The sequence below is a fragment of the Pseudoclavibacter sp. CFCC 13796 genome, assembly GCF_008831185.1.
GTDB lineage: Bacteria > Actinomycetota > Actinomycetes > Actinomycetales > Microbacteriaceae > Pseudoclavibacter_A.
This window is the reverse complement of record NZ_WBKD01000002.1, coordinates 294,781-306,452: the sequence shown is the minus strand read 5'-3', so window position 1 is coordinate 306,452 and position 11,672 is coordinate 294,781. Positions and strand designations below refer to the sequence as shown.

12 protein-coding genes are annotated in these 11,672 nt (G+C 66.2%); 7 read left to right on the top strand and 5 right to left on the bottom strand.

The window, feature by feature from the left end:
- Positions 1-107: 107 nt before the first annotated feature.
- Both F8O07_RS10295 and F8O07_RS10290 read right to left on the bottom strand, forming a co-directional pair.
- A complete protein-coding gene (locus F8O07_RS10295) occupies positions 108-833 on the bottom strand; it encodes an SDR family oxidoreductase (RefSeq protein ID WP_158032097.1) in 726 nt (241 codons plus the stop codon).
- Positions 830-1,471, bottom strand: coding sequence for an isochorismatase family protein (locus F8O07_RS10290; RefSeq protein ID WP_158032096.1), 642 nt, complete (start codon positions 1,469-1,471; stop codon positions 830-832). Before F8O07_RS10290 ends, F8O07_RS10295 begins: the two co-directional genes overlap by 4 nt.
- A gap of 564 nt (positions 1,472-2,035) precedes the next feature.
- Between F8O07_RS10290 and F8O07_RS10285 the strand changes: the two genes are divergently transcribed.
- The 4 genes from F8O07_RS10285 to ilvA all read left to right on the top strand — a co-directional run bounded on the left by F8O07_RS10285 (position 2,036) and on the right by ilvA (position 6,780).
- Positions 2,036-3,391 (top strand): enterochelin esterase domain-containing protein, encoded by a 1,356-nt coding sequence (locus tag F8O07_RS10285; RefSeq protein ID WP_158032095.1) that lies wholly within the window; start codon positions 2,036-2,038, stop codon positions 3,389-3,391.
- 9 nt (positions 3,392-3,400) lie between these two features.
- A complete protein-coding gene (locus F8O07_RS10280; RefSeq protein WP_158032094.1) occupies positions 3,401-3,964 on the top strand; it encodes a nitroreductase family protein in 564 nt (187 codons plus the stop codon).
- A gap of 80 nt (positions 3,965-4,044) precedes the next feature.
- A complete protein-coding gene (locus tag F8O07_RS10275) occupies positions 4,045-5,358 on the top strand; it encodes an AI-2E family transporter (protein WP_158032093.1) in 1,314 nt (437 codons plus the stop codon).
- Between the two features lie 177 nt (positions 5,359-5,535).
- Positions 5,536-6,780 carry a threonine ammonia-lyase gene (gene ilvA / locus F8O07_RS10270; RefSeq protein ID WP_158032092.1) on the top strand — a complete coding sequence of 415 codons (1,245 nt, stop codon included), beginning with the start codon at positions 5,536-5,538 and terminating at the stop codon, positions 6,778-6,780.
- 2 nt (positions 6,781-6,782) lie between these two features.
- On the opposite strand, the gene greA is transcribed toward ilvA, so the two are convergent.
- Positions 6,783-7,271, bottom strand: a complete 489-nt coding sequence (gene greA, locus F8O07_RS10265; RefSeq protein ID WP_158032091.1) for a transcription elongation factor GreA — start codon at positions 7,269-7,271, stop codon at positions 6,783-6,785.
- Positions 7,272-7,356: 85 nt separating this feature from the next.
- Entirely contained in the window at positions 7,357-7,758 is a 402-nt protein-coding gene (locus tag F8O07_RS10260; RefSeq protein ID WP_158032090.1) for a DUF4307 domain-containing protein, read from the bottom strand.
- A 218-nt stretch (positions 7,759-7,976) separates the two neighbouring features.
- On the opposite strand from F8O07_RS10260, the gene mca reads away from it, so the two are divergent.
- Both mca and F8O07_RS10250 read left to right on the top strand, forming a co-directional pair.
- Entirely contained in the window at positions 7,977-8,990 is a 1,014-nt protein-coding gene (gene mca, locus F8O07_RS10255) for a mycothiol conjugate amidase Mca (RefSeq protein ID WP_225733284.1), read from the top strand.
- A 52-nt stretch (positions 8,991-9,042) separates the two neighbouring features.
- Positions 9,043-9,453: a hypothetical protein gene (locus tag F8O07_RS10250; RefSeq protein WP_158032089.1), complete on the top strand. Its 411-nt coding sequence runs from the start codon at positions 9,043-9,045 to the stop codon at positions 9,451-9,453.
- Positions 9,454-9,939: 486 nt separating this feature from the next.
- Here the strand turns inward: F8O07_RS10250 and F8O07_RS10245 are convergent, their stop codons facing one another.
- Positions 9,940-10,716: an isoprenyl transferase gene (locus F8O07_RS10245; RefSeq protein WP_158032088.1), complete on the bottom strand. Its 777-nt coding sequence runs from the start codon at positions 10,714-10,716 to the stop codon at positions 9,940-9,942.
- A 335-nt stretch (positions 10,717-11,051) separates the two neighbouring features.
- On the opposite strand from F8O07_RS10245, the gene trhA reads away from it, so the two are divergent.
- Positions 11,052-11,663 (top strand): PAQR family membrane homeostasis protein TrhA, encoded by a 612-nt coding sequence (trhA, locus tag F8O07_RS10240; protein ID WP_158032164.1) that lies wholly within the window; start codon positions 11,052-11,054, stop codon positions 11,661-11,663.
- The last annotated feature ends 9 nt before the right edge of the window (positions 11,664-11,672 follow it).

Below are 11,672 nucleotides of genomic sequence, written 5' to 3'. Positions count from 1 at the left end.
CCGCCCGACCCGACTGCCCCCACCGACTGCCCCCAACCGATCGCCCCACAACTGCACGCGACTCGGACCCCGACTGCGACCCCGCCGGCGATCGCCCCCGCGATCAGTCAGCGCTGGCTTGCGCCGCCGTCGACGATCAGCTCTTGCAAGGTGATGTGGCGGGCCTCATCCGAGACGAGAAAAGCCACTGCTGCGGCGATGTCGATGGGCTCGGCGATGCGTCCCAGGGGGATTCCGGCCTTGAACGCTTCAGGCACCCCGGCGACGATCTGAGCCGGATTCTGCAGATCGCCGATCATCGGCGTGCGCGTCGTGCCCGGTGCGACGACGTTGCAGCGAATGCCATGCGGCCCCAGCTCGAGCCCGAGCGACCGCGTGACCTGGCTGGCCGCAGCCTTCGAAGCAGCGTAGGCAGCCATGTCGGCGCGCGGAACGACCGCCGAATTCGAGGCGATCGTGATGATCACTCCGCTGCGGTGCTCGATCATCGACCCGGCGACCGCCTTGGCGAACAGGAACGGTGCCCGGGCGTTGATTTCGAAGAGCCGGTTCCACGTCTCGATGTCGGTCTCGATCGCGGGGCCGTGTGCGAAGACACCAGCGCAGTTCACCAGCACGTCGATGCGGCCGTTCTGGTGCTGCGCCTCGTCGACGACGCGGGCGATCTCGTCTGGCTGGCGGATGTCCCCGTTCAGATAGCGCACGCCGTCGACCGGCGATGTCGGTGCGACCGAGTCGGTGCCGGTCACTCGAATGCCGTCGTCGTGCAGGTGACGGACGACGGCTGTGCCGATGCCTCCCGCGGCGCCGGTGATGAGGGCGTGGCGAGTCATTCTGCGCCACAGCTCAGCTCGGCGGCTGCGGTGTCAGCGTCGACGACCCGGGCGCAGCGTTCGGCGGCGTAGGCGAGTGCCTGCTGGTGGTGCGCGGCGGAGAAGTCGGCGAGGGCGTCGCCGATGAGGAACGGCTGGACGTCTTTCATGAAGGCAGACAACGCGGTGGCGAGGCAGCCGATGTGTGCATAGACCCCGACGACGATCAGCTGGTCTCGGCCGGCGCGCTGCAGCCGGTCGGTGAGGTCGGTGCGTTCGAATGCGTCGTAGCGCCACTTTGTCATGATCTGGGACTCGTCGACTGGGCCGAGGGAATCGATGAGGCGAGCTTCGTCGTCGGTCTGCAGGCCAGGGCCCCAGAAGTCGGTCAGCAGGGCGCGACGTTGAGCATCCTGCGCTGGAGGCTGAGCGCTGTAGACCACCGGCACGCCGTGGGCGACGGCTATGTCGCGCAGCCGGACGATGTTATCGACGGCAGTGTTCAGAGCGGTCGACTCTGGTGGGTAGGACGACAGGAAATGCTGCTGCATGTCGTGCACGAGCAGCATGGCGCGTGACGGATCGATGCTCCAGCTCACCCGGTTTGAGGGAAGTTCGGTCGGGCACGGTGGTACGTAGTCGACGATGGCATCCAACATGCGATCTCGGTCGCCTCTCGTGTGGGAAATATTGGACAGGCTCACCTTAGTCGACATTCGTGCTGCGGGCACCTGTCTCGGGTTGGGCGTCTGCGCTGTGGGCTGCGAGTGTGCAGAACGTGCGGGTGTTGGCGAGTGATGGGCACAGGTTCTGTACTTTCGCGAACGGTATCCCGGCTGCGAGCCGCGCCTGGGGATCGAGGGCACGGAAAAGTCGTCTCCCGGGATCGAGGCGTGGGAAATGTCGTTTTGTGGGCGTCGAGACATGCCAAGTTCCATGTCTGGATGCTGTGGTGCAGCATTTGGGGCGGCTGGATGCCAGGAACGGGTCGATTGGGGGCAGGTGGCTGCCCGGCGTGGGGGAGTCGGGGCGGATGGGGCTGTGAGCGGTTGAGCGCGGTCGAGTCCCGTTGAGCCCGGCCGAGTCCGGTTGCATACGGTTGCACACTGTGAGGTGCATCTGCGCATGGCCAGAGCCCGACCACCGTGCCAGAATGAGCGGGTGAGCAAACAACGGGTGAATGCGCAGTGAAGAGCGTCGCCGAACCAACAGGGGAGCCGAAGATGAGCCCGGCCAGGCGGCATCCGCCGAAGACCCGCCGCCCAGAACCGGCACCGCTGACCACCAGCCCGTTGATCGCCGGGCTTGAATCCCGTATCGCTGACCTGCTCCAGCATCCTGACGGCATACGCACGCCGCAGACGCTCGCCGACGAGTTTCGGGCTGAGCACCCGGTGAGCCCGGTGTTCGAGCATCTGCCTGCCACTCCCGAAAATCCCGACGCCCCAGACGATCCCGATCACCGCATCGTCACTTTCGTTCTGCATGACGCCGCGGCCGAGCAGGTGCTGCTCTTCATCAACCGCATCACCGACGAGACCGATCTCGACCGGTCGCTGATGCATCGCATCCCCGGTACCGACCTGTGGCACCTCAGCTATCTCATGCGACGCGACTGGATTGCCTCGTACAGCTACCAGATCGCGCTGCCGGGGGCACCGGTCCCGTGGCAGGGGCTTGATCAGCGCGGCATCCGCGAGGTGCTCGACCACGGGCTGCCCGACCCGCGCAACCTGCGCCAGATCACGAACCGGGCTGGGGTGCGCATGTCGGTCGTGGCGTTGCGGCACGCGCCGTCCGAAGAATGGCGGGCGCCTCGCGACGACGTTCCCGAGGGCACGCTGGCCGAGCACCTCGGCCCGGACGACCGTCGCCTCTGGGTCTACGAGCCCAGCGCGCTCGAAGTGGCGAAGCCTGGCCGCACACATCAGGCGCTCGCCGACGCCGGCGCTCAGGCGATGCTCGCAGGCCAGCAGCTGCCCCTGCTCATCGTGCTCGACGGCGACGTCTGGGCGGGCGTGCAACCGCTGCCGACCATCCTCGACAATATGATCGCCGAGGGAGTGATCCCTCCGCTGCTGGCCGTCTTCGTCGACAGCGCCGACCGCGAACGCCGCTGGGACGAGCTCGACGAGCACGGCGGTATCGTCGACTGGCTCGCAGACCGCCTGCGCCCGTGGGTGGTCGAGCACTGGGGTGCGGCTCTGAGCTGGGACCCTCATCGCACCGTCGTCGCCGGCCAGAGCCTGGGCGGTCTCGCCGCGATCGCTGCCGTGGTGCGGCGTCCCGACGTGTTCGGTGGCGCGATCAGCCAGTCTGCCGCGCTGTGGCAGCCGGATGTCGCGCTCGAGGCCGCCGCCCGGCCGCCGGTGGGTGCGCGCATCGACCTGCAGGTCGGCCTGCAGGAGTGGGTGCTGCTCGAACCGACGCGCGCGCTGGCGGCTCAGCTGAGCGAAGCGGGTGTGGACGTCACGCTCACCGAAGTGAACGGCGGCCATGATTACGCATGGTGGCGTCGCACTCTGGCCACCGCGATCGAGCATCAGTTCGGCGACGACCCGGTGCATGTTCGCCGCTAGGCTGAGAGCATGAGCTTTCGAACCAAAGACGGCAAGCGGCTGGCAAAGACTCTGCGCGCGCGGGCATCGCAGCCACGCGTGGGCGAGCGGGCACCCAGCGACAAGCAGCTGCGCCAGTATCTGAAATCGGCAGGCAATGCTGCCGATCACTCCGGGCTGCGCCCGTGGCGCATGATCACGCTGCGCGGCGACGAGCGCTCCCGGCTGGGGGCTGCGATGAGCGAGGCTCACGGTGACAAGCACCCGAGCACGAAGCCGCTGCGTGCGCCCCTGCTGATCGCGGTGGTCGGCAGCTACCGCGCTGACAAGTACTACAAGGTGCCGCAGTGGGAGCAGCTCGCGGTGGCCGTCGAGGTCGTGCACGGGCTGCAGCTGCTGCTGCAGGCCGAAGGGTGGGGTTCTTTCTGGCGCACCGGGCGCGTCGTCGAAGAGGCTGCCGTGCGTGAGTTCCATGGCTTGGGTGAGCACGAACAGCTGCTTGGGTGGCTCTATGTCGGTGAGATGACCGATCGTCCCAAAGTCGCCCGCAAACGTTCGCTGCCGGATGCCTCGCTCACCTCGCTGCGCGGCTGACGGCCGCGTGGCATGTCACTGCGCTGTGAAGGGTCGCGTGTGGCACGGTGGTGTCTGCGCGCACGACTAGAATACTGAGCATGTCAGCAGACTCAGGTCGAGACCGGTCGTCGGATCGCGAGAGCGAGTTCGTGCCCCTGGGCGTGCGCATCGCCGCCGGCTGGAGCTGGCGGGTGATCATCATCGTGGCGGCTGTCGCACTGATCGTTTGGACGGTCGTGCAGATCAGACTCGTGGTGATCCCCGTGGTGGTCGCCGTGCTCTTCGCCTCGCTGCTGCGCCCGCTCGTGCTCTGGCTGCGCCGGCACGGCATGCATCTCTGGCTTGCGGTGGCACTGGTCGAACTCGGCTTCCTGGCCATCGTCGCCGGGCTGTTCTGGACGATCGCCACCCAGCTCAGCCGCGGCCTGAACGGGCTGATAGAGCACTCGGAGAACGCCTACCGCGAACTCAAGACCTTCCTGCTCGACTCGCCGCTGCACATCACCGAAGACGACATCAACAGCTACCTCGGCGGGCTGTGGCATTCGGCGCAGCAGGACAGCCACGCGATCGTCAGCGGCGCGCTCTCGGTGGGCACCACTGCCGGGCACATCGCCACCGGTGTGCTGCTCGTGCTCTTCTCACTGATCTTCTTTCTCGCCGACGGGCGAACCATCTTCTTCTGGGCCATGCGCCTGGTGCCGACGCGGGTGCGCGCGGCGGTCTCTGGTGCCGGCCACGCGGGCTGGCGCACGCTGTCGAGCTATGTGCGCGTGCAGATTCTGGTGGCCGCCTGCGACGCTGTCGGCATCGGCATCGGTGCCGCGATCCTTGGTCTGCCCATGGTGGTGCCACTGTCGATTCTGGTGTTCATGGGATCGTTCGTGCCCTTCGTCGGTGCGATCGTCTCGGGCATTCTGGTCTGCGTCGTGGCCTTGGTCTACAAGGGATGGATCATCGCGTTCATCATGCTCGCGGTCGTCATCGCTGTGCAGCAGCTCGAGAGCCACGTGATGCAGCCGCTGATCATGGGCAATGCGGTCAAGGTGCACCCGCTCGGCGTGGTGCTCTCTGTGGCCATCGGCACGATGCTCGCCGGCATTCCCGGTGCGCTCTTCGCGGTTCCCTTCGTCGCGGTGACGAACCGCATCGTCAACTACTTCGGCGACCGTGACTGGGAGACCGATCTCTTCGCCCAAGGCGTGCAGCTGACCATCGATGACAACTCTGGCAGGTCGTCGTTCACTGGTCCGCATGCGGCGAAGAAAGACGCAGCCGTGGTCGCAGCGGCCGTAGCCAACGGGCTCAGCGATGGGGCATCCGTCGCTGCAGACGCCCACGATGCGGGCACCTCGAACGAAGACGGGCCCGAAGACGAGAACGGCGACGGGCCGAGAATTACCAAGGGCTGAGCGCCCTGCGCCAGCCCGCACCAAGCCTCCTTGCAGACGCAGTCGGCTGCTGCGCCTGCCTTCGAACCGACCGGCCGGTATTCTGGGAACGTCGCAGCATTGCATGCATGGTTCAGACCATCTGCACACGGTGCCGCGTGTGACCGGTGAAATCGCACGAAAGCAGAAGAACTTCACATGACCACACCAACAGGACTCGCCGCGGCACCTTCGCTGCAAGAGATTGAACGAGCACGCGCGAACGTCTCGCAGATTGCCAAGATCACTCCGATCGAGCGGTCGAAGGCTTTGGGCGCCGAGCTCGGTCACGAGGTGTTCATCAAATGCGAGAACCTGCAGCGCACCGGAGCCTACAAAGTGCGCGGGGCGTACACCAAGCTGCTCTCGCTGACTGACGAAGAACGTGCCCACGGAGTCGTCGCAGCTTCGGCGGGCAACCACGCGCAGGGCGTCGCGATGGCGGCTCGTGAGCTGGGCATCAAAGCGACGATCTTCATGCCGATCGGTGTGGCGCTGCCCAAGCTGCAGGCCACCCGGCGCTACGGAGCCGAAGTGGTGCTCGAAGGCGACATCTTCGACCGCACCTTGGCTGCGGCCAAGGCGTTCAGCGCCGAGACCGGTGCCACGTTCATCCCGCCGTACGACGACCCGAGAGTGATCGCCGGCGCCGGAACGATCGGGCTCGAGATTCTCGACCAGCAGCCCGACGTCGAGACCGTCGTCGTGCCGATCGGCGGGGGAGGCCTCATCTCGGGCGTCGCCGCAGCGGTGAAGCAGAAGGCGCAGCTGCTCGGCCATCGCATCCGTGTGGTGGGGGTGCAGTCAGACCGCGCCAGCTCGTATCTGCCCTCGCTCGAGGCGGGGCACCCCGTGACCGTACCGGTGCATCCGAGCATCGCTGACGGTATCGCGGTCGGCCGCCCGGGAACATTGAACTTCGAGATCATCCGCGATCTCGTTGACGAGATCGTGACGGTGCGCGATGAAGAGATCGCGCGGGCCATCGTGCTGATGCTCGAGCGCGCGAAGCTCGTCGTCGAGCCGGCAGGTGCGGCTGCCCCCGCGGCGATTCTCGCGGGCAAGGTGCACAGTGACGGGACGACTGTCGCGATCGCATCGGGCGGCAACATCGACCCGCTGCTGCTGCAGCAGATCATCCAGTACGGTCTGGTCGAGCTGTCGCGCTACGCCACCATCTCAGTGATGCTGCCCGACCGGCCGGGGCAGCTGCAGATCATCTCGGAGCACGTGGCCGGCCAGGATGCGAACGTGGTCGAAGTGCTGCACACGCGCCATGGCAAGGGCTTCGACATCGGTGCGGTCGAACTGCAGATCTCGGTTGAGACGAAGGGTGAGGAACACCTGCAGCAGGTGCTCAACAGTCTGCGCGAGATCGGGTACGATCCGCAGATCGTGCGGTGAGCCTACTCGCCTGAGTAGGTCTCGACCGAGACGATCTCGACCTGCATGGTCTTGCCGTTGGGAGCCTCGTACGAGACGGTCTCGCCGGCCTTGTGATTCACAACGGCGCCGCCCAGGGGGCTCGCTTCGCTGAAGACCTTGATGTCGCCGCTGGCGATCTCACGGTTGCCGAGCAGAAAGCGCAGCTCGCGACCGGCGACATTGGCTGTGACGACGGTTCCCCGAGCGGCGCGGCCGTCTTCTACCTCGACGGTGCCGACCTGCGCGTTGTGCAGCAGCGCCTCGAGCTCGCGAATGCGCCCCTCGAACTTGCCCTGCTCGTCTTTCGCAGCATGATAGCCGCCGTTCTCTCGAAGGTCGCCCTCTTCGCGCGCCTCTTCGATGCGCTTCGCGATGTCGCGGCGCCAGGGGCCGCGCAGATGGTCGAGCTCTTCGTGCAGGCGGTCGTATGCCTCCTGCGTCAGCCAGGTTCCCTCTTGCTGATCAGCCATTGCACTCTCCTCAGATGACTAAAGGCCAATTGTACCCCCACCCTCTGACAGGGAGTGGCCGCTCGTGCAGTCTGCGAACGGCGGGTCAGACGATCCAGCAGCTGTCGACCGAACCGGCCATGGCCGGCTGTACGGTCTTCACGGTGACCTCAATGGTGCGGCTCTGCGCGTCAGCTGCCGGCACGTCGACGTACTTCCACCCGACCTGACTCTGGCCTTCGCCACGGGCGTCGACCGCACAGCGCGTCGTAGTGCCTGGGGCGACGTTGAGCGTGAACCGCACGGTCGCATTGCCGTGATCGTCGATCGCCGACGTCGTCGTCTTGGCCTGCACCGACGCCATCGGCTGCGATGCAGAGAACCAGGCGAGCGCAATGATCGAGAGCACGATGAGTGCCGAGCCGAGCCAGATCCAGCCGCGGCGACTCAGCCGACGGGGAGCCCGGCCGTAGCGCTCCTGCAGCATCGCACTGTTGCCTGCACTCATGCTCCGACCCTCACCTTGTCTCGACAGTCACTCCGCTTGAGTCTATCTGTGTCAGTGCGACTCAGACACGTCGGGAACGATGCGGGTCAGACACGTCGGGAACGATCGCAGTCGACCACTCTGATTACACTTGAGTCTGCGCACGCGAGTGACGATGCGTCCGGCGACGGACGCGCACGCCCCGCCCAGTGCGCAACCGCAGCTGAGGAGGCCCGCCAGTGACACTTCGCCTGATGGCCGTGCACGCGCATCCCGACGACGAGTCGAGCAAAGGGGCTGCCACATTCGCACACTATGCGCAGGCCGGAGCCAGCGTCACGGTGGTCAGCTGCACCGGCGGTGAGAGCGGCTCGGTGCTCAACCCGGGCCTGCGTCGCATTGCGTGGGCCGAACGCGACATCGCCGGTCTGCGCCACACCGAGATGGCGGCTGCCCGCGACATCCTCGGTGTCGACCACATCTGGCTCGGCTACCGTGACAGCGGCCTGCCTGACCCCGGCGAGACGGTGCCACCGCTCTCATTCGCATCTCTGCCCATCGAGCTCACCGTGCAGCCGCTCATCCGGGCGATCCGTCGCATCCGCCCCCACGTGCTCATCACCTACGACGAGAACGGCGGCTACCCGCACCCCGACCACATTCGCTGCCATGAGGTGAGCGTGCACGCGCTGCGCGCGGCTGCCGATGCCACCGTGCACCCGGATCTCGGGCCGGCGTGGCAGGTGCAGAAGCTGTACTACGACCGCATCCAGAACTACCAGCGCTTTCAGGCGGTGCACGCGGCGATGGCCGCTGACATCAGCGAGACCTGCAGCAGCGGGGCGAACGGCTGCGAGGGAGGCGATGGCACCGTCGAGCGAACCGCTGAGGCTGACGAGCGGGCTGCGGCCGCCGCTCGGGTCGGCGAGGTCGCGGAGCTGTTTCGGGAACGGCCGCTCAAGGTCACGACCCAGGTGGAGTGCGGGGAGTGCTTCGAGACGCGCGATGCGGCGCTGCGCTCGCATGAGAGCCAAGTCGCGCCAGACAGCCCGTTCTTCTTTCTGCCCAACGACCTGCAACGACGGGTGTGGCCCCACGAGGATTACCAGCTGGTCGACTCGCGGGTGCCGACCGCGATTCCCGAACACGACCTCTTTGCCGGTGTCGCGGACGATGGTGATGATGCTGGCATCGGGGATGCTGGTGCGACGAGCGATGCTGCTGCCGGAGTCGATGGGGCTGCAGGCGCTTGAGGCGCTGCAGCGTGACGATTGATCGTGCCCCGACCGTGAGAGACTAGAGACCATGACTGTGCTGCCTGAAACCGTGACTTCGGCTCTGCCGATCGCTGACGCTTGGAGTGCCGAGACGGAGACCAGCCCCTCGCCGTCGCCGACTGACCAGCCTCAGCAGGATCAGCAGCAGATCGGCGCCGGACCGGGCGCCTTCTTCGCGATCTTCGTCATCGCCATACTCGTGGCTCTTCTGGTCTTCGACCTGGTTCGGCGACTGCGACGCATGCGCTACCGTCGTGAGGCGCGGGTCGAGCTGGCTGAGAAGTACGGTGTGGTCGAAGAGGAGTTCCCCGAAGGGCTCGACGAAGACGATGAGCCGGTTGATCCGTTCGAGCGTAAGAAGCGGCAGATCGCCGAGCGCGATGCCAAGTTCGAGGCTCGTGCTGCCCGCCGCGAGGCCAAGCGCAGGAACCGCGGCTAGGGGCGTCTGACCTGGCTTTGGCCTGGGCGGTTGTGGTGCTCAGGACTGGGGCGGTGCGGTTGGCAGGTGCGAGGCTGTTGCAGCGGTGGCGGGTCTTTGTCACTGCTCTGCCCACTGAAAGCCCGGCTGTTGCCATTGTGCTGCGGCTAACCTCCGGCTGCTGCCCGTTGTTCGGCCGCGTTCGACCCAGTCGATTCCTGTCCCGCTGTATCCGCCCGTCCCAGGTGTTGGCCAGACTCATCGAGCCGTCCCAAATGTCTGTCAGCGTGATCGAGGCATGCCAAGTTCCATGTCTGGATGTTGTGCGTCGTCATTTGAGCCGGCTGGATGCTGTGGGGCGACATTTGAGACGTCTGGACGTGGTGGCGTCATTTGGGACGTCTGGATGAGCCGCCGTACCGGACATCCCTACTGTTCCGACCGTCGGGGCAGCCTAGGCGCCATTCCTACCATCCGGCCACCAAGGCCGCCCGCCAGAGCGACCGATCAGCTGCCGAAGCGTCGCTGCCGCAGGGCATACGCCCGCAGAGCGCGCAAGAAGTCGACCCGGCGAAAATCAGGCCACAACACGTCAGCGAAGTAGAACTCGCTGTGCGCCGCCTGCCAGAGCAGAAAGTCGCTCAGCCGCTGCTCTCCAGAGGTGCGCAGAATCAGGTCGGGGTCGGGCTGGCTGCCCGTGTAGAGATGGCTCGCGATCTCGCTCTCGCTGACCTTCGCGGCGAACTGCGCCAGCGACCGCCCCTGATCTTCCCAGTCACGGGCGGCCAGGCGCACCGCATCCACAATCTCACGGCGACCGCCGTAGCCGACCGCGAGATTCACCTGCATGCCGGTGGCGTCGGCAGTGCGCGCCTCGGCTGACTGCAGCGCCTCGACCAGCTCACGCGGCAGATCGTCGATGCTGCCCACATGATGAATGCGCCAGTCGCTGCAGCGCGAGATCTCATCGGTGAGATCGATGATGATCTGTATCAGCTGGGTGAGCTCGTCGGTTCCGCGGTGGCTGAGATTGTCGGTCGACAGCAGATACAGCGTCACGATGCCGATGCCGAGCCCGTCACACCACCCGAGGAACTCTCGGATCACAGCGGCTCCGGCGCGATGCCCGGTCGCCGCCTGGGAGTTCTGCTTCTGCGCCCAGCGACGGTTGCCGTCCAGAATCACCGCCACATGCTGCGGAGGAGTCTGCTGCCTCAGCTGCTTCTCAAGACGACGCTCGTAGATGCGATACAGCAGAGGGGTGCGATGTGCGGTACTGGACACTCCCCCAACGATACCCAATTGCGGGCGGTCGCGGGCTGGCCGCTGATCCGCTCGCGAGTAAACTGTGGCCCATGAGCGACCAGACACGGGGGCAGGGTGTGGGGGCTGATGCGGGGAACGCACAGGGTGCGCCGGGTGCGAGGGCCGCGGCTGAGGGTTCTGCGGCGGATGCCGAGAGCCTGATTCGAGCAGAGCCTGACGGTGCACGGCCGGCTGAGTGCGCTGCCGTCAACGGCACTGAGCAGGAGGTCGAGCGTGCCGTTCAGGCCGAGGAACCTCGACTGCCGCACCTGCCGATCACCGAGGTCACCCGCGAGATCCGTGGCGACAAACCCATGCTGCGCGGGTGGCTGCATGCAGTGAGCTTTCCGTTGGCGCTGGCCAGCGGCATCGTGCTGATCACCCTGGCGCACGGACTGTGGCCGAAGCTGGCCTGCGCCGTCTACATGGCCTCGTCGATCATGCTCTTCGGCAATTCGGCGGTCTATCACATCTTCAACTGGGGGCCGCGAGTGAAGCTGGTGCTCAAACGCATCGACCACTCGAACATCCTGCTGCTGATCGCGGGCACGTACACGCCGCTCGCCACGATGACGCTGCCGCCGACACAGGCGAGAACGCTGCTGCTGATCGTCTGGAGCGCGGCGCTCGCCGGCATCCTCTTCAGGGTGTTCTGGATCGGCGCGCCCCGCTGGCTCTATGTGGTGATCTACCTGCTGCTGGGCTGGGGCGCCGTCATGTACGTGCCGGCGTTCTACCGGGCGAACCCGGCGACGATGATCCTCGTGATCGTGGGCGGTCTGCTGTACAGCATTGGGGCCGTGGTCTATGCGCTGAAGAAGCCGAATCCGTTTCCGAAGGTGTTCGGGTTCCACGAGGTGTTCCACTCGTTCACGGTGCTGGCCTTCGCCTGCCACGCCGTGGCGATCTACCTTGTGACGGTGTGACCACGGCCC

Excerpts from the sequence above, each read along its gene's own strand:
- F8O07_RS10295 (WP_158032097.1), bottom strand. The coding sequence starts at position 833 with ATGACTCGCCACGCCCTCATCACCGGCGCCGCGGGAGGCATCGGCACA.
- F8O07_RS10290 (WP_158032096.1), bottom strand. The coding sequence starts at position 1,471 with ATGTTGGATGCCATCGTCGACTACGTACCACCGTGCCCGACCGAACTT.
- F8O07_RS10285 (WP_158032095.1), top strand. The coding sequence starts at position 2,036 with ATGAGCCCGGCCAGGCGGCATCCGCCGAAGACCCGCCGCCCAGAACCG.
- F8O07_RS10280 (WP_158032094.1), top strand. The coding sequence starts at position 3,401 with ATGAGCTTTCGAACCAAAGACGGCAAGCGGCTGGCAAAGACTCTGCGC.
- F8O07_RS10275 (WP_158032093.1), top strand. The coding sequence starts at position 4,045 with ATGTCAGCAGACTCAGGTCGAGACCGGTCGTCGGATCGCGAGAGCGAG.
- ilvA (WP_158032092.1), top strand. The coding sequence starts at position 5,536 with ATGACCACACCAACAGGACTCGCCGCGGCACCTTCGCTGCAAGAGATT.
- greA (WP_158032091.1), bottom strand. The coding sequence starts at position 7,271 with ATGGCTGATCAGCAAGAGGGAACCTGGCTGACGCAGGAGGCATACGAC.
- F8O07_RS10260 (WP_158032090.1), bottom strand. The coding sequence starts at position 7,758 with ATGAGTGCAGGCAACAGTGCGATGCTGCAGGAGCGCTACGGCCGGGCT.
- F8O07_RS10250 (WP_158032089.1), top strand. The coding sequence starts at position 9,043 with ATGACTGTGCTGCCTGAAACCGTGACTTCGGCTCTGCCGATCGCTGAC.
- trhA (WP_158032164.1), top strand. The coding sequence starts at position 11,052 with ATGCTGCGCGGGTGGCTGCATGCAGTGAGCTTTCCGTTGGCGCTGGCC.